This is a genomic window from Nocardioides sp., assembly GCF_035429765.1.
GTDB lineage: Bacteria > Actinomycetota > Actinomycetes > Propionibacteriales > Nocardioidaceae > Nocardioides.
The window spans coordinates 20,463-36,598 of record NZ_DAOMFK010000011.1; the positions used below are offsets into that span (position 1 = coordinate 20,463).

14 protein-coding genes and 1 pseudogene are annotated in these 16,136 nt (G+C 73.6%); 9 read left to right on the forward strand and 6 right to left on the reverse strand.

Annotated features, from left to right (window positions below; translation table 11 throughout):
• The first annotated feature begins 45 nt into the window (after window positions 1-45).
• Window positions 46-2,289 carry a phosphoribosylformylglycinamidine synthase subunit PurL gene (purL, locus tag PLP61_RS02400; protein WP_324500032.1) on the forward strand — a complete coding sequence of 748 codons (2,244 nt, stop codon included), beginning with the start codon at window positions 46-48 and terminating at the stop codon, window positions 2,287-2,289.
• A gap of 9 nt (window positions 2,290-2,298) precedes the next feature.
• On the opposite strand, the gene PLP61_RS02405 is transcribed toward purL, so the two are convergent.
• A complete protein-coding gene (locus PLP61_RS02405; protein WP_324500003.1) occupies window positions 2,299-3,546 on the reverse strand; it encodes an MFS transporter in 1,248 nt (415 codons plus the stop codon).
• 67 nt (window positions 3,547-3,613) lie between these two features.
• Here PLP61_RS02405 and PLP61_RS02410 point away from each other — a divergent pair, with 67 nt between their 5' ends.
• From PLP61_RS02410 to PLP61_RS02420, 3 genes are read left to right on the forward strand one after another with little or no spacing between them, the layout of a single operon-like run.
• Window positions 3,614-4,198: a helix-turn-helix domain-containing protein gene (locus PLP61_RS02410; protein ID WP_324500005.1), complete on the forward strand. Its 585-nt coding sequence runs from the start codon at window positions 3,614-3,616 to the stop codon at window positions 4,196-4,198.
• Window positions 4,195-4,938, forward strand: a complete 744-nt coding sequence (locus PLP61_RS02415) for an alpha/beta hydrolase family protein (protein WP_324500007.1) — start codon at window positions 4,195-4,197, stop codon at window positions 4,936-4,938. Before PLP61_RS02410 ends, PLP61_RS02415 begins: the two co-directional genes overlap by 4 nt.
• Window positions 4,938-5,285, forward strand: a complete 348-nt coding sequence (locus tag PLP61_RS02420; RefSeq protein WP_324500009.1) for a sterol carrier family protein — start codon at window positions 4,938-4,940, stop codon at window positions 5,283-5,285. The genes PLP61_RS02415 and PLP61_RS02420 overlap by 1 nt, the downstream gene beginning before the upstream one ends.
• A 7-nt stretch (window positions 5,286-5,292) precedes the next feature.
• On the opposite strand, the gene rocD is transcribed toward PLP61_RS02420, so the two are convergent.
• Entirely contained in the window at window positions 5,293-6,534 is a 1,242-nt protein-coding gene (gene rocD, locus PLP61_RS02425; RefSeq protein WP_324500011.1) for an ornithine--oxo-acid transaminase, read from the reverse strand.
• A 99-nt stretch (window positions 6,535-6,633) separates the two neighbouring features.
• Here rocD and PLP61_RS02430 point away from each other — a divergent pair, with 99 nt between their 5' ends.
• The 4 genes from PLP61_RS02430 (at window position 6,634) to PLP61_RS02445 (ending at window position 11,048) form a co-directional block, all read left to right on the forward strand.
• Window positions 6,634-7,989: a dipeptidase gene (locus PLP61_RS02430; protein ID WP_324500012.1), complete on the forward strand. Its 1,356-nt coding sequence runs from the start codon at window positions 6,634-6,636 to the stop codon at window positions 7,987-7,989.
• A gap of 9 nt (window positions 7,990-7,998) precedes the next feature.
• The gene (gene purF, locus PLP61_RS02435; protein ID WP_324500014.1) at window positions 7,999-9,576 is read left to right on the forward strand and encodes an amidophosphoribosyltransferase; all 1,578 of its coding nucleotides are present in this window, start codon (window positions 7,999-8,001) and stop codon (window positions 9,574-9,576) included.
• A gap of 14 nt (window positions 9,577-9,590) precedes the next feature.
• Window positions 9,591-10,664, forward strand: coding sequence for a phosphoribosylformylglycinamidine cyclo-ligase (purM, locus tag PLP61_RS02440; RefSeq protein WP_324500016.1), 1,074 nt, complete (start codon window positions 9,591-9,593; stop codon window positions 10,662-10,664).
• A 201-nt stretch (window positions 10,665-10,865) separates the two neighbouring features.
• Window positions 10,866-11,048, forward strand: coding sequence for a DUF3073 family protein (locus tag PLP61_RS02445; protein WP_324500018.1), 183 nt, complete (start codon window positions 10,866-10,868; stop codon window positions 11,046-11,048).
• A gap of 24 nt (window positions 11,049-11,072) precedes the next feature.
• On the opposite strand, the gene PLP61_RS02450 is transcribed toward PLP61_RS02445, so the two are convergent.
• From PLP61_RS02450 to PLP61_RS02460, 3 genes are all read right to left on the reverse strand, one after another.
• On the reverse strand, window positions 11,073-12,458 hold the full coding sequence (locus PLP61_RS02450; RefSeq protein ID WP_324500020.1) for a hypothetical protein: 1,386 nt from the start codon (window positions 12,456-12,458) through the stop codon (window positions 11,073-11,075).
• Between the two features lie 155 nt (window positions 12,459-12,613).
• The gene (locus tag PLP61_RS02455; protein ID WP_324500022.1) at window positions 12,614-13,435 is read right to left on the reverse strand and encodes a FadR/GntR family transcriptional regulator; all 822 of its coding nucleotides are present in this window, start codon (window positions 13,433-13,435) and stop codon (window positions 12,614-12,616) included.
• 38 nt (window positions 13,436-13,473) lie between these two features.
• On the reverse strand, window positions 13,474-14,622 hold the full coding sequence (locus PLP61_RS02460; RefSeq protein ID WP_324500024.1) for an acyl-CoA dehydrogenase family protein: 1,149 nt from the start codon (window positions 14,620-14,622) through the stop codon (window positions 13,474-13,476).
• A gap of 67 nt (window positions 14,623-14,689) precedes the next feature.
• On the opposite strand from PLP61_RS02460, the gene PLP61_RS02465 reads away from it, so the two are divergent.
• A complete protein-coding gene (locus PLP61_RS02465) occupies window positions 14,690-15,847 on the forward strand; it encodes a CaiB/BaiF CoA transferase family protein (protein WP_324500026.1) in 1,158 nt (385 codons plus the stop codon).
• 6 nt (window positions 15,848-15,853) lie between these two features.
• Here the strand turns inward: PLP61_RS02465 and PLP61_RS02470 are convergent.
• Window positions 15,854-16,136 (reverse strand): annotated as a pseudogene (locus PLP61_RS02470) (ATP-dependent helicase); the annotation flags it as partial.

Below are 16,136 nucleotides of genomic sequence, written 5' to 3' on the forward strand. Positions count from 1 at the left end.
TCCGCGGAGGACACCCAGGACCGTCCCGCCCCATCGGGAGGCGGGCTGGACACCGTCGCCGTGGCCGAGCGGGACCCGGGTCGCCCGCAGCCCTGGTCCGACCTGGGGCTGAAGGAGGACGAGTACCTGCGGATCCGCGAGATCCTCGGCCGCCGCCCGACCAGCTGCGAGCTGGCGATGTACTCGGTGATGTGGAGCGAGCACTGCTCCTACAAGTCCTCGAAGGTGCACCTGCGCCAGTTCTCGGAGATCCCCCAGCGCACACCCATCGGGCCCCTGCTCGCGGGCATCGGCGAGAACGCCGGGGTCGTCGACATCGGCCAGGGGTACGCCGTCACCTTCAAGATCGAGTCGCACAACCACCCCTCCTACGTCGAGCCGTACCAGGGTGCTGCGACCGGCGTCGGGGGCATCGTGCGCGACATCCTCGCGATGGGGGCGCGCCCGGTGGCGGTGATGGACCCGCTGCGGTTCGGCCCGCTGGAGGCCGCCGACACCCACCGAGTGCTGCCGGGGGTCGTCGCGGGGATCGGCGGCTACGGCAACTGCCTGGGGCTGCCCACCATCGGCGGCGAGGCGGTCTTCGACGAGTCCTACCTGGGCAACCCGCTGGTGAACGCCCTGTGCGTGGGGGTGCTGCGGCACGAGGACCTGCACCTGGCGAAGGCCTCCGGCGAGGGCAACCGGGTCGTCCTTTACGGCGCCCGCACCGGCGGGGACGGCATCGGCGGGGTCAGTGTGCTGGCCAGCGAGACCTTCGACGAGGGTGGCCCGGCGAAGCGGCCGAGCGTGCAGGTCGGCGACCCGTTCATGGAGAAGCTGCTCATCGAGTGCACGCTGGAGCTCTTCGCCGCAGGCCTGGTCGCGGGCATCCAGGACCTCGGCGGGGCCGGGCTGTCGTGCGCCACCTCCGAGCTCGCCAGTGCCGGTGACGGCGGCATGCACGTGCAGCTGGACCGGGTGCCGCTGCGCGACTCGACCTTGTCTCCGGAGGAGATCTTGATGAGCGAGTCGCAGGAACGGATGATGGCCGTCGTCGAGCCCGACGACGTCGAGGCGTTCCTCGCGATCTGCGCCAAGTGGGAGGTCGACGCCACCGTCATCGGCGAGGTCACCGGCACGGGTCGGCTCCAGATCGACTGGCACGGAGAGCGGGTCGTCGACGTACCGCCCCGCTCGGTGGCCCACGACGGCCCGGTCTACCACCGTCCGTTCGCCCGGCCGGACTCGCAGGACCGGCTGCAGGCCGACGGCGCGGAGCGGCTGCCCCGGCCTTCCTCGAGCGAGGAGCTCCGCGCGACGCTGCTGCGCCTGGTGGCCTCGCCCAACCTGTGCGACAAGTCCTGGATCACCGACCAGTACGACCGCTACGTGCGCGGGAACACCGTGCTGGCCCAGCCGTCAGACACCGGCATGGTGCGCGTCGACGAGGAGACGGGCCTCGGGGTGGCGGTCGCCACCGACTGCAACGGCCGGTTCTCCCGGCTCGACCCGTACGCCGGCGCCCGCCTTGCGCTTGCGGAGGCCTACCGCAACGTGGCGACCGGGGGCGCGACTCCCGTGGCCGTCTCCGACTGCCTCAACTTCGGCTCCCCCGAGGACCCGGCGGTGATGTGGCAGCTCGCCGAGGCCTGCCGTGGCTTGAAGGACGGCTGCCTCGAGCTCGGCATCCCCGTGACCGGCGGCAACGTCAGCCTCTACAACCAGACCGGGGACACCCCGATCCTGCCGACCCCGGTGGTGGCCGTGCTCGGCGTGATCGACGACGTCACGCGCCGCACGCCCACCGGGTTCACCGCCGAGGGGCTCACCGTGGTCCACCTGGGCCGGACCCGGGAGGAGCTCTCCGGCTCGGAGTGGGCCCACGTGGTGCACGGGCACCTGGGCGGCCGGCCTCCGGTGGTCGACCTCGTCGACGAGCGCAACCTGGCCCGTCTCCTCGTGGACGCCTCCCGGGCCGGGGTGCTGCTCAGTGCCCACGACCTGTCCGAGGGGGGCCTCGCCCAGGCGCTCTCCGAGAGCTGTCTGGCCGGCGGGATCGGCGTCTCGGTCCGGCTGGAGGGCGACCCCTTCGTCGGGCTGTTCTCCGAGTCCGCGCACCGGGCGATCGTCACGGTGCGTGAGCAGCACGTGGACTCCTTGCTGGCCATGGCCGCCAGCCTTGGCGTGCCCGCCGGGGTCATCGGCCGCACCGGAGGGGACCAGCTGATCGTGGAGGACCGCTTCGGCATCCCGCTGGAAGAGCTGCGCGCCGCCTGGTCCGGGACCCTCCCCTCGGCACTGGCCTGAGCTCCAGCATCAGGCCGCGGTCGCCAGCTCGTTGGTCGCCGACCAGTGCCGGGGGTGGGGCACGGTGCGCACGCTGCGGCTCACCGTGAGCAGCACGGCCAGACCCGCGCTGGCCGCGGTGAGGGCGGCGATCGCGACCGCCCCGCCGTACGTCTCGAGCAGCAGCCCGCCGAGCACGGGGGACAGCGGCATCACCGACATGGCCAGGAACTGCGAGGTCGCCGCGACCCGCCCCTGGAGGTCCGCCGGGGTCACCGCGATGCGGTAGGCGCCGATGCCGGCGTTGCCCGCGGGGTTGAGCAGCATCAGCACGAACAGGCTGACCCCCACCGCGAGCGGGGTGCTCCACCAGATCAGCGGGATCGTCGGCGGGACCAGCGCCCAGGCCACGAGCACGGTGAGCCGGCCGGTGGCGAGGCGGTCGATGAGGAAGGGCGCCACCACCGCGCCGAGGATCCCGCCGAGCCCCGCCGCGGTCTCGGTGAGGCCGATCCGGGCCGGGCCGTGGCCGTCTTGGATCATCCGCAGCAGCGCGACGAAGAAGATGGCGTTGGTGACCAGGTTGGCCAGTGCCGCCCAGCTCAGCATCACTCGGAAGAAGGGACGCTGCGCGACGAACCTCAGGCCTTCGACGAGGTCGGTCCGCAACCGGCTCCGCGCACCCCGGCGGGTGGGGGCCAGGTCGGTGCGGATCCGGCTGAGGGTGAAGCAGGACACCGCGAACGACACGGCGTCGACCGCGAACGGCAGCCACCTGGCCAGCGCGTAGAGCGCGCCCCCGATCGGCGCACCGAGCAGCCCGGCCACGTGCTCGCGGGCCTGGTTCTGGCTGAGCGCCGTCGGGAGGTCCTCGCGGGGTACGACGCTGCGGATGGCGGAGGTCTGGGCCGGGCCGAACACCCCCGCGCCGGCGCCGGTCAGCAGCGCGACGAGCACGAGGTGGGCGATGGTGAGGGACCCGAGGATCCCAGCGACGGCCAGTGAGCCGTAGAGGAGGACGCCGGAACCGCTCGCCAGCACCATCAGCCTGCGCCGGTCGAACCGGTCGACCACCACGCCCGCCGGGAGCAGCGTGGCCGACAGGCCGACGAGGTGGGCGGCCTCGGTCCAGGCGGCGGTGAGCGTGGATCCGGAGATCGCGTAGGCGACCAGCGGGAACGCCAGCATCGACATCCGGCTGCCGAGGGTGCTGATCGTCTCCCCGATCCACAGGACCGTGAAGTCGTGGTTGCGGGCCAGCGTGCGGTAGGAGGTCATACCCGCACGTTATAGTGCGCAATATCACTTGCGCAAGTATGCGTGCGAGATTTGCTACACTCCTCCCATGGCTGCCTCCGACGCGCCGGTCCCCGTCCACGACCCACGGGTGCTGCGGGCCATCGCGCACCCGGTCCGCAACCGCGTGCTCGGCGAGCTCGAGGCTGCCGGGCCGCTGCGGGCGGCCGACCTGGCCCAGCTGCTGGGCATCCCCGCCAACCAGGCCTCCTTCCACTTGCGGCAGCTCGCCAAGTACGGGCTGGTGGAGCCCGCCCCCGAGCTCGCCCGCGACAAGAGGGACCGGGTCTGGCGGCTGGTGGCACCTGCCGGGCTCCGGGTCGATCTCGCCGAGCTGAAGAAGGCTCCGGGCGGTGCGGCCGCCGTCTCGGTGTTCCGGCGGAGCTCGGGGGACTGGGCGCGGGCTGTGGTCGAGTCCGCGTTCGCCGAGACCCGGGAGCCGGGTGCCACCTACGCCGTCACCGACCAGTCGCTCCGGCTCACCGGAGAGGAGGCCCACGAGCTGGTCCGCGAGCTGGACGCCGTGCTGCGTCGCTGGGCCGGGCGCAGCCGTGACGGGGACGACGGCCAGCGGCGCACCTATCTGGTGCTGCAGGTGGTCCAGCCCTACCCCGAGCTGGAGGGACGGCGGTGAGCGGCCGCGCGCACCGGGTCGCCTACGGCGCCGACGAGTCCCAGTACGCCGAGCTGTACCCGCCGGAGGGGGCGTCGCGAGGCGTGGTGGTGGTCATCCACGGCGGGTTCTGGAAGGCCGCGTACGACGCGTCGCTGGGGCGCCCGCTGGCGGAGTGCCTTGCCCTGGAGGGGTGGACCGCCTGGAACCTCGAGTACCGCCGGGTGGGTAACGGCGGCGGGGTGCCGGCCACCCTGGACGACCTCGCCGCGGGAATCGACGCCCTGGCCGACGTCCCGGGTCTGGACCTCACCCGGGTGGTCGCGCTCGGCCACTCCGCCGGGGGTCACCTCGCGGCCTGGTCGGCGGGCCGGGCCAGGTTCGCCCGGTGGTCGCCGGTGCGCGTTCCGGTCACCGCCGTGGTCTCGCTGGCCGGTGTGCTCGACCTGTCCGCGGCCCACGTCGCCGACCTCGGCTCGGGGGCGGTGGCGCGGTTCGTCGGCGGTCCGCCGGGACCGGCGTACGACCAGGTCGACCCGCTGCGCCAGGTCCCGCTCGACGTGCCCGTGTGGTGCGTGCACGGACGGGACGACGAGGACGTGCCGCTCAGCCAGTCGGAGGCCTACGTGTCCGCCGCGTTGGCGGCCGGCGGCCGGGCGAGGCTGCTGGCCGTCGCCGGTGACCACTTCACGGTGGTCGACCTCGACTCCCCTGCCTGGGCCCGCACGGTGTCGCTGCTGGCCGACCTCGGGAGCGGCTGATGCCCGCGAGACTCAGGCCCGAGGAGCCGGAGGCCGTCGCAGCGGCACTGGCGGGGCCGCGTGGTCCGGCCGAGCGCCGGCTGCTCACCAAGCACTTCCTCGCCCTGCTCGCCCGACGGGCGCCCGGGCGGTCCGTGGAGGTGCGGGTCCCGCCGTACGCCGCCGTGCAGGTCATCGAGGGCGTGCGCCACACCCGGGGCACCCCGCCGGCGGTGGTCGAGCTCGACCCCGACACCTGGATCGCCCTCGCGACCGGCGCGCTGGGCTGGGCCGAGGCCGTGGCCGACGGGCTGGTGCGCGCCAGCGGAGAGCGGGCCGACCTCGCCGGCTACCTGCCGCTGGTGTGAGCCCCGATCAGCTCAGGCTGGCGACCGCGTCGCGGAACGCCTCCAGCAGCAGGTCGAGGTCCTCGACGGTGGCGACCAGCGGCGGTGCGAGCCGCACGGTCTGGCCGTGCGCCTCCTTGGCGAGGATGCCGCGCTTCATCAGCTCCTCGCAGAAGTGGCGTCCGGTCGTGAGGTCGGGGTTGATGTCCACGCCGGCCCACAGGCCGCGGCTGCGCACGTCGTCGATCCCGTCGCCGATCAGCGGCTCGAGCCCCGTGGCCAGCACCTCGCCGAGGGTCTGGGCCCGCGCCTGGAACTCGCCCTCGGCCAGCATCGCGACCACCTCGCGCCCGATCGCCGCGGCGAGCGGGTTGCCGCCGAAGGTGGAGCCGTGGGTGCCGGGGGTGATGACGGACAGGATGTCGCCGTCTGCCGCGATCGCGGAGACCGGGTAGAGGCCGCCGCCCAGCGCCTTGCCGAGGATGTAGACGTCGGGCACGACGTCCTCGTGGTCGCAGGCGAAGGTGCGGCCGGTCCGGGCCAGGCCGGACTGGATCTCGTCGGCCACCATCAGCACCTCGGTGCGGTTGCACAGCGAGCGCACCTGCTGCAGGTAGCCCTCCGGCGGGATGATCACGCCGCTCTCGCCCTGGATCGGCTCGAGCAGCACGGCCACGGTCGAGTGGTCGATGGCGGCCTCGAGGGCGGCCATGTCGCCGAACGGCACCAGCCGGAAGCCCGGGGTGTACGGCGCGTAGCCGGCGGTGGCCACCGAGTCGGTCGAGAACGAGACGATCGTCGTGGTGCGACCGTGGAAGTTGCCCTCCATCGCGATGATGTTCGCCTGGTTCTCGGGCACTCCCTTGACCAGGTAGCCCCACTTGCGGGCCACCTTGATCGCCGTCTCCACCGCCTCCGCGCCGGTGTTCATCGGCAGGATCATCTCCTTGCCGGTGAGGTCGGCGAGATCCCGGGAGAAGGGCCCCAGCTGGTCGTTGTAGAAGGCCCGGCTGGTCAGCGTCAGGCGGTCCAGCTGCTCGTGGGCCCGAGCCAGCAGCCGGGGGTGGCCGTGGCCGAAGTTGAGCGCGGAGTACCCGGCCAGGCAGTCCAGGTAGCGCCGGCCCTCCACGTCGGTCACCCAGGCACCCTCGCCGTGCGAGATGACCACCCGAAGCGGATGGTAGTTGTGCGCCGCGAAGTCCTCGGTGAGCTCGATGTGGGTCAGGCTGTCGGTCGCGACCGAGCCGGGGACGGAGGAGGTGATCGCCATGCGTCCATGCTCTCACCCCCCGACCGGGAACACCAAAATATTGTCGGACAATCTTGGTCACGCCCTGGCCGCACCCGAGCGCGTCACTAAGGTGACGCCATGAGCACCGACCTGCGTACCCGCCTGCTCGACGTCCTTCCCGGGGTCCGCCGCGACCTCGAGCACCTGGTGCGCATCCCCTCGGTGAGCGCCGACCCGCGGCGTGCGGAGGACCTCCGGCGCAGTGCCGACGCGGTCGCCGGCCTGTTCGCCGCCGAGGGCTTCGCGTCCCGCGTGGTGTCCGCCGATGGAGGGGCCCCCGCCGTCGTGGGGCACCGGGAAGGCCCCGCCGGGGCGCCGACGGTCCTGCTCTACGCCCACCACGACGTCCAGCCGGAGGGGGACCACGCGACGTGGGACTCCCCGCCCTACGAGCCGACCGAGCGCGGCGAGCGTCTGTACGGCCGCGGCGCCGCGGACGACAAGGCCGGCATCGCCGTGCACCTGGCCGCCGTACGGATGCTCGGGCCGGACCTGCCGGTGCGCGTGGTGCTCTTCGTGGAGGGCGAGGAGGAGGTGGGCAGCGAGTCGCTGCCGGCTCTGCTCGCCGCGCACCGCGACGAGCTGCGGGCCGACGTGATCGTGATCGCCGACTCCGGGAACTGGGACGTCGGCGTCCCGGCCCTCACGACCAGCCTGCGGGGGCTGGTCCGCGCCGACGTCGAGGTCCGCACGCTCACCCACGCCGTGCACTCGGGCATGTGGGGTGGGCTGGTCCCCGACGCCCTGATCACCCTGAGCAGGCTGGTCGCCAGCCTCCACGACGACGCCGGGAACGTGGCGATCGCGGGGCTCCACCACGGACCGGCCGCGGACGTCGTCTACCCCGAGGAGCGGCTGCGGGCCGAGTCCGGGGCCCTCCCGGGGGTGCGGTGGATCGGCGACGGCCCCGTGGTCGAGCGGCTGTGGACCCGCCCGGCCCTCAGCGTCACCGGACTGGACGCCCCGCAGGTCGAGGGCGCCTCGAACACCCTCGTCCCCACCGCCCGGGCCCGGCTCTCCCTGCGGGTGGCGCCGGGGGACACCGCGGCGAACGCGGTGGCCTGCCTGCGCCGGCACCTGGAGGAGCGGGTCCCCTGGGGCGCCGAGCTGACCTTCACGCTGGTCGACACCGGCGAGGCGACCGAGATCGACGCCTCCGGCCCGGCGTACGACGCGGCCAGGGCCGCCTTCACCGAGGCCTGGGACGGCACCCCGCCCGTCGACATGGGGGTGGGCGGCTCGATCCCGTTCATCGCCGAGTTCCTCGACGCCTTCCCGGGGGCCAGCGTCCTGGTCACCGGCGTGGAGGACCCCGACACGCGGGCGCACGGCGCCAACGAGGGCCTGCACCTGGCCGACTTCCGCCGCGCCTGCCTGGCCGAGGCGCTGCTGCTGCGCTCCCTCGGCGAGGGCGGACCCGCCGCGAGCACGTAGACTCAGCCCGTGGCCCACCCCACCCCCCGCCCGGCCCGCAAGGGCGGCGACGGTCGTCTGACCGCAGCGCTGGACCCCCACGACAGCGGCCCGCAGGACGCGTGCGGTGTCTTCGGCGTCTGGGCTCCCGGCGAGGATGTCGCCAAGCTGACCTACTTCGGGCTCTACGCCCTGCAGCACCGCGGCCAGGAGTCCGCGGGCATCGCGGTCAGCAACGGACGCCAGATCCTGGTGTACAAGGACATGGGCCTGGTCTCCCAGGTCTTCGACGAGACCACGCTGGCGTCGCTGAAGGGGCACGTGGCCATCGGGCACGCGAGGTACTCCACGACCGGCGCCTCCACCTGGCACAACGCCCAGCCCACCTTCCACCCGACCCTGGACGGCTCGCTCGCGCTGGCGCACAACGGCAACCTGATCAACACCGCAGAGCTGGCGAGAAGGGTCGAGGACCTGGGTGAGCTCGAGGGGGAGCTGGACCTGCACGTGAAGCTGCCTCGCGAGTCGACCAACGACACCTCCGTGGTCACCTCGCTGCTGGCCCACCACCCCGGGCAGAGCGTGGGCGAGCGTGCGATGGAGCTGCTGCCGCAGCTGCGCGGGGCTTTCTCGTTCGTGTGGATGAACGAGCACACCCTGTACGCCGCCCGGGACCCCCAGGGGATCCGGCCGCTCGTGCTGGGTCGGCTGGAGCGTGGCTGGGTGGTGGCCTCCGAGACGGCGGCCCTGGACATCGTCGGCGCGTCGTTCATCCGGGAGGTGGAGCCCGGCGAGCTGGTCGCGGTCGACGAGAACGGGCTGCGCAGCCGCCACTTCGCCGAGCCCGCCCCGAAGCACTGCCTCTTCGAGTTCGTCTACCTGGCCCGGCCGGACACCCGGATGACCGGCACACGGGTCCACTCGGTGCGTGTGGAGATCGGTCGCCAGCTGGCCCGCACCTTCCCCGCCGACGCGGACCTGGTGATCCCGGTCCCGGAGTCGGGCACCCCCGCCGCCATCGGGTACGCCGAGGCGTCGGGCATCCCGTACGGCACCGGCCTGGTCAAGAACTCCTACGTCGGCCGGACCTTCATCCAGCCCAGCCAGACGATCCGGCAGCTCGGCATCCGGCTCAAGCTGAACCCGCTCCGCGACGTCATCGAGGGCAAGCGGCTGGTCGTGGTGGACGACTCGATCGTGCGCGGCAACACCCAGCGGTCGCTGGTGCGGATGCTGCGTGAGGCCGGCGCCCGTGAGGTGCACGTCCGGATCTCCTCCCCGCCGGTGAAGTGGCCCTGCTTCTACGGCATCGACTTCGCCACCCGCGCCGAGCTGATCGCCAACGGGCTGTCCTCCGACGAGATCTGTCGCTCCATCGACGCCGACTCGCTGGCCTACATCTCGCTGGAGGACCTGGTGGCGGCCACCACGGTGCCCATGGACCACCTGTGCCGGGCGTGCTTCGACGGGGTGTACCCCGTCGAGCTGCCCGACCCCCAGCACCTCGGCAAGGGCCTGCTGGAGACCGGCCCGGTCCACACCGACGTCGACGGTCTGGCGGTCTCGCTGGCCGGCGGCGGGGCCGTGGACGCCCTCAACCGCCCCTGATCCCTGGGAGAACCGTGACCGACGCGACCAGCAACGCCTACGCCGCCGCCGGCGTCTCGATCGAGGCGGGGGACCGGGCGGTGGAGCTGATGAAGGGCTGGGTGGAGAAGGCCCGGCGGCCCGAGGTGATCGGTGGCATCGGCGGCTTCGCCGGGCTGTTCGACGCCTCCGCGCTCAAGGCCTACCAGCGGCCGCTGCTGGCCACCTCGGCCGACGGGGTGGGCACCAAGGTCGCGATCGCCCAGGCCCTCGACCGCCACGACACCATCGGCTTCGACCTGGTGGGCATGCTCGTGGACGACCTCGTCGTCTGCGGCGCCGAGCCGCTCTTCCTCACCGACTACATCGCCACCGGCCGCGTCGTGCCGGAGCGGATCGCCGCCATCGTCAAGGGCATCGCCGAGGCCTGCGTCGCCGCCGGCTGCGCGCTGCTCGGTGGCGAGACCGCCGAGCACCCCGGGCTGCTCAGGCCCGACGAGTACGACCTCGCCGGGGCCACCACCGGGGTCGTGGAGGCCCACGCCCTGCTCGGGCCGGGGCGGGTGCGGCCGGGGGACGTCGTGGTGGCCATGGAGTCCAGCGGGCTGCACTCCAACGGCTACTCGCTGGTCCGCCACGTGCTGCTGGGCACCGCCGGCTGGGAGCTGGACCGCGACGTACCCGAGCTCGGCCGGACGCTGGGGGAGGAGCTGCTGGAGCCGACCCGGATCTACGCCAAGGCCTGCCTGGCCCTCGCGGCCGCCACCCAGACCCATGCCATGTCCCACATCACCGGGGGTGGCCTGGCCGCCAACCTCGAGCGGGTGATGCCCCAAGAGCTCACGGCGACCATCGACCGCGCGAGCTGGACGCCCCAGCCCGTCTTCGACCTCGTCCGCCGCGTCGGCGCTGTGCCGCAGCCGGACCTCGAGCAGACCCTCAACTGCGGGGTGGGCATGGTGGCACTGGTGCCCGGCCCCGACGTCGACGAGGCGGTGCGCACGCTGGCCGGGCACGGCGTACGGGCCTGGCCGGCCGGCGAGGTCGCCACCGCCCCGGCCGGCGCGGGTGGCCGGGTGACCCTGGTGGGTCAGCACCCCGGCTGGTGAGACCCGGCCCACCGCCCCAACTGCGCAATTCGCGACGGGTCAGCGGCGATTTGAGCCGGGTCAGCGCGGGGGAGGGGGGTGAATCGGGTTCGTGGTGTGCGGGAACACCCAGGGAGCAGGTACCGTTGCCCCCACGACAGACTGACAGTAGACCGGGCGCCACCCAGCTGGACCCCGGCCAAGTGCGAGGGGGTCGACCCTATGGGGCGCGGCCGAGCTAAGGCAAAGCAGACGAAGGTCGCCCGCGACCTGAAGTACCGCACTTTCGAGACGGACTTCGGGGCGCTGGCGCGCGAGCTGCACGGCGACGACGAGGACGCCGAGCAGGCGGAGCCGGAGAAGTACGACCGCTGGTCCGAGCACCCCGACCCACGTCGCGACTGACCGCCACCCGCACCACCACGCCCCTCAGCCGTCCTTGGCCGCGGGGTCTCCTCCTGCACCCTGCTCGCGCAGCAGCACCACGTCCCCGTGCGTGCCGTACCCGGGTAGCGGCCCGCCGTACCCGCGACCGTCGAAGGTGACCATCAGCCAGCCCTGGTCGGTGTGCACCAGCGACGGCCAGGGGAGGTTCGACGGGTACGGCGCGCGCAGCGTCCCGACCTCGCGCAGGTCGAGGTCGAACACCGGGAACCGGGTGCGCTGCCCCTTGCGCCCGTCCGGGCCGTCGCTGGCCAGGACCCGCCACAGCCCGCCGACCCGGAGCAGCGTGGTGCCCTCGGTCGCCACCCGGCTGGGGTCGGCACTGCGCAGCGCGAGGTGCTCCAGGTCCGGCCCGGCCGCCAGCACGGGGTGGAAGCGGAAGAAGCGCCGCGCGCTGACGTAGCCGACCAGCCAGCCGTCGTCGGTGCGCACCAGGTGCGGGTCCCACACCCCGACGGCGCGCAGTCCCTCGGTGGGCAGCCGCAGCAGCCGCGTGTCCAGCACGTGCCGGCCGTGCCGGACGTCCGCCCGGGTCTCGGCCACGGTCACGGCCACGCCGGCGTCGGGACCGGTGGCGCGGAAGTCCCCCCAGGTGCTCGTGGCCACCAGCCAGCGGCCGGCGTCGCGGACCAGGTGGGTGGCATGGTCCCCGAACACCCCCGGCCGGTCCGGCCGCCGGAAGAACAGGTCGGCCCGGTGCTCGAGAGCCAGCGTGCCCTCGTCGAGCGCCCAGACGCTGGTGTGGCCGGTGTCGAAGAAGCCGGGACCCGCGCTGGTCGCGGTGAGCAGCAGGCGACCGTCCTCCCGCACCGGTGCGCCGGTGGCGTGGGAGACCACCCGGACGTCACGCAGTCCGACCTGCCCGAACCCGCCGGCCCGGACCGCCGACACCGCGTCGCCGCCGGTGACGACGCACCCGGCCCGCAGCCCCGCCACGAAGCCTTCGTCCCGGGTCGGGACCCGGTCCTCCAGGTGCACCCGTCCCCGGGCGGTCCAGCGACCCCGCTCCCGCGTCCACACGGTGAGCCAGGTGCCCGTGAGGGTGAGCGCCACCGCGTCCACCGGGAGGGTGGCCCGGCCGAACCTGCGGCTGCGGTGCCTGCTGGTGCGCCCGGCAGGGTCGCTCACCGAGAGCCCCGCCGTGCCGCTGCCCAGGGCGAGCTCGCCGCTGAGGGTGGTGCTGCCGGAGACCAGCCGGAGCACCACCCGAGCCGGCCCGGCTGTCGGCCGGAGGTCGGCCTGCACGGCCGCGTACGGCGCCGGCTGGGCCAGCGGGACCAGGTCGGTCCCGGACGGCACCGTGACGGCGCCGGTCGGCGAGACCAGCGCCACCGGGCGTCGCCGGGCGACCACGTGGAGCGGCGGCAGCACGGTCCCCACCCAACCACGAACCGCTGGATGGCGGGCGTTGCGGGTGGACTAGTCCACTTGGCTGGAGTGGCCGTCGCGTGGGAAGGTAAGCCTTGGTTGGATTCAGGCCGCTCTTCTTCGGCGGCTTTGCCTGTTGCTGACGGACTCGGGGACGTTCACGGGTCCGGTGCGGTATATGGGGGCCGCACCGAGGCCTGGGGCACAGGACCGGGTGTGGGTGCGCCGAACAGCTCCACCACCGGACGTGGTCGCGGGTCGTAGCGGGCGAGCACCCTCGCCGCCTCGTCGAGGTGGGCACGCCAGTGCTCCTCAGCCCCGTCTGCGTCGCCGGCCTCCACGAGCCGGACGAGCCGCTCGTAGGAGCGGATCGCACGGCGGAAGTGCGCCGGCGTCTCCGCCCCGAGCAGGCCCTGCGCCATCGTCAGCTGGAGGTGGGTGGCCACGATCTCGGCCAGCACGCCGCCCTGCAGGGCCAGCGTGCGGTTGCCGCAGCGCTGCATCACCAGCTCGTGGAACCGGTAGGTTGCCTGCGACCACCGCCCCGGGTCGGGAACGGCGCGCGGCCCGGCCTCGACCAGCCGACGCAGCGCCGCGATGCTCTCGCGCAGGTCCGCGAGGTCCTCGGCGGTACGCCGCCCGGCGAGCAGCCGGGCGCAGTGCGGCTCCGAGACCATCCGCGCCTCGTGGACGTCGCGGACCGTGGTGCCCTGGTGCTGCAGCAGCAGGCCCACGTAGCGGGCGGCCACCGCGGGGTCCGGCTCCAGCACCTGCGCCCCGCCGCGGGCGCCGCGACGCACGGTGAGCAGGCGCTCGGACTCGAGGATCCGGAACGCCTCCCGGAGCGTGGCGCGCCCCACGGCGTACTGCTCCATCAGCCGCGCCTCCGGGGGGAGGGTGTCCCCGGCACTCAGCTCGCCGTGGACGATCTGCCGGCGCAGGTCGGTGGCGACCAGCTCCGCGGTCTTCGGGGCGCGCACGGCCCGGCCCACCCGTGGGCGGTCCCCGGGCAACGCCCTCACACGCCCAGGTCGCGGCCGATGAGCTCCTTCATGATCTCGGTGGTGCCGCCGTAGATCGTCGAGACCCGGACGTCCTGGTAGTCCTTGGCCACCTGGTACTCGAGCATGTACCCGTAGCCGCCGTGGAGCTGCAGGCACCGGTCCACCACCGACTTGTGCAGCTCGGTGGCCCACCACTTGGCCTTGGCCGCGTCCACCGCGGTGAGCGTCCCCTCGACGGCCCAGGCCAGGCACTGGTCGACGTACACCTGGGCGACGTCCAGCTCGGTGGCCATCTCCGCGAGCGTGAACCGGTTCGCCTGGAAGGATCCGATCGGCCGGCCGAACGCGCGACGCGTCTTGGTGTACTCCAGGGCGTCGGTGAAGGTGGCGCGGGCCCCGGCCATCGCGCTCACCGCGATCGAGAGCCGCTCGGTCGGCAGGTTCTCCATCAGGTGGTAGAACCCGTGGCCCTCGGTGCCGAGCAGGTTGCCCGCGGGGACCAGGCAGTCGGCGAAGAACAGCTCCGCGGTGTCCTGCGCGCGCAGCCCGAGCTTCTCCAGCTTGCGCCCGCGCTCGAAGCCCGGCGTGTCCCGCTCGACGGCGATCAGGCTGAAGCCCTGGTGCCCGGCGTCGGGGTCGGTACGGCACACCACGAGCACCACGTCGGAGAGGATGCCGTTGGAGATGAACGTCTTCTGGCCGTTGATCACCCACTCGTCCCCGTCGCGGTGCGCCGAGGTGCGGATCCCGGCGAGGTCGCTGCCGGTGCCGGGCTCGGTCATCGCGATCGCGAACGTCAGGTCGCCGGAGGCGAAGCCGCTCAGCCACCGCTGCCGCTGCTCGCCGGAGGTCAGCCGCAGCAGGTACGGCGCGAGGACGTCGTTGAGCAGCGACAGCGCCGGGCCGCTGAACCGTCCCCTCGCGAGCTCCTCGGCCACCACCGCGTTGTACCGGAAGTCGTCGATGCCGAGGCCGCCGTACTCCTGGGGCACGGCGAAGGCGAGCACGCCCTGGACCGCGGCCGCGCGGTACACCGCCGGGTCGATCAGTCCCTCCTCCTCCCAGCGGGCGTGGTGGGGCGCGACCTCCCGGGCCAGGAACTCCCGGACCAGCGCGCGGAACTCGTCGTGCTCAGGACCGAAGACCGCTCGGCGGTGTGTCATCGGGCACCCTTCGGCGTCGGCGGTAGAGGCGAATGAATCTACTGTATGGCCCGCTACGGTAGGCCCCATGGAACCGCGCGGACCGCTGGCCGGACTCCGGGTCGTGGAGCTGGCCGGCATCGGCCCTGCCCCCTACGCCTGCACCCTGCTCGCGGAGCTGGGGGCCGACGTGGTCCGGGTGGACCGTCCCGGCGGCGGGGGGCTGGGTGACCTCGCCCCCGACCTCAACCGCAGCCGGCCGTGCGTGGCGGTCGACCTGAGGTCGGCCGGGGGACGCGAGGTGGTGCTGCGGTTGGCCGACCAGGCCGACGTCCTGGTCGAGGGCCTGCGGCCGGGCGTGACCGAGCGGCTCGGCGTGGGCCCGGAGGTGTGCCTGGAGCGCAACCCGCGGCTGGTCTACGCGCGGATGACCGGCTGGGGTCAGGCCGGGCCGCTCAGCCAACGTGCGGGCCACGACATCACCTACGCCGCCCTCACCGGCGCGCTGCACGCCACCGGGTCGCCCGAGAAGCCCGTGCAGGCGGTGAACCTGGTCGCGGACTTCGGAGGGGGGTCGATGTTCCTGCTGGTGGGCGTCCTGGCCGCGCTGCACGAGCGCTCCTCCAGCGGCCGCGGCCAGGTGGTGGACGCGGCGATGGTCGACGGCGCCGCGTCGCTGATGACCATGGTCTACGGTCTGTTCGGGTCCGGGCTGTGGCGAGACGAGCGGCAGGCGAACCTGCTCGACGGGGGCGCCCCCTTCTACGACACCTACGTCTGCGCCGACGGTCGGCACGTCGCGGTCGGCGCTCTGGAGCCGCAGTTCTTCGAGGAGCTGGTGGAGCGGCTCGGCGTGGCGGACCGCATCCAGGGCCACCAGCTCGACGCCACCCGGTGGCCCGAGCACCGGGCCGTGCTCGCCGAGGCGTTCCTGGCGCGCACCCGGGACGAGTGGGCCGCGGTGTTCGAGGACACCGACGCCTGCGTCGCCCCGGTGCTCGGCCTGGCGGAGGCGCCGGGCCACCCGCACCTGGCGGCCCGCCGGGTGTTCACCGAGGTCGACGGGCGGCTCCAGCCCAGGGCTGCCCCACGCTTCTCGCGGACGCCCGGTCCCGAGCCGACCCCGGCGCGCCCGGCCGGCGCGGACACCAGGAGCGCGTTGACCGCCTGGGGCTTCACCGCCGAGGAGGTGGCGGACCTGCTCGTCGCCGGGGTGGTCGACCAGGCCGGGGACGTCCCTGGCTGACCGGCGTCAGCCGACCGGTACGACGGGGCGCGCGGTGAGTGCGTCGGTGAGCAGGGCGACCAGCGCCTCCAGCTGCACGTCGGCGGAGGAGGTGACCTCCTCGTCGGAGCCGTCCAGGGCTCGGGCCGCGAGGCCGGCCTTGCTGTCGATGAGCTCGGCGACCTTGCTGTCGAGGGTCTGCGCGGCGATGATCCGCCACGCGGTGACCGGCTCGGTCTGGCCGATGCGGTGCGCCCGGTCGATCGCCTGGGTCTGCTCGGCGTCGGTCCAGGAGAGCTCGGCGAGCACG

What these genes read in the sequence shown, in the direction of transcription:
- PLP61_RS02405 (WP_324500003.1), bottom strand. Translation starts at nt 3,546, where the DNA reads ATGACCTCCTACCGCACGCTGGCCCGCAACCACGACTTCACGGTCCTG.
- PLP61_RS02465 (WP_324500026.1), top strand. Translation starts at nt 14,690, where the DNA reads ATGGAACCGCGCGGACCGCTGGCCGGACTCCGGGTCGTGGAGCTGGCC.
- PLP61_RS02460 (WP_324500024.1), bottom strand. Translation starts at nt 14,622, where the DNA reads ATGACACACCGCCGAGCGGTCTTCGGTCCTGAGCACGACGAGTTCCGC.
- PLP61_RS02445 (WP_324500018.1), top strand. Translation starts at nt 10,866, where the DNA reads ATGGGGCGCGGCCGAGCTAAGGCAAAGCAGACGAAGGTCGCCCGCGAC.
- rocD (WP_324500011.1), bottom strand. Translation starts at nt 6,534, where the DNA reads ATGGCGATCACCTCCTCCGTCCCCGGCTCGGTCGCGACCGACAGCCTG.
- PLP61_RS02420 (WP_324500009.1), top strand. Translation starts at nt 4,938, where the DNA reads ATGCCCGCGAGACTCAGGCCCGAGGAGCCGGAGGCCGTCGCAGCGGCA.
- PLP61_RS02430 (WP_324500012.1), top strand. Translation starts at nt 6,634, where the DNA reads ATGAGCACCGACCTGCGTACCCGCCTGCTCGACGTCCTTCCCGGGGTC.
- PLP61_RS02410 (WP_324500005.1), top strand. Translation starts at nt 3,614, where the DNA reads ATGGCTGCCTCCGACGCGCCGGTCCCCGTCCACGACCCACGGGTGCTG.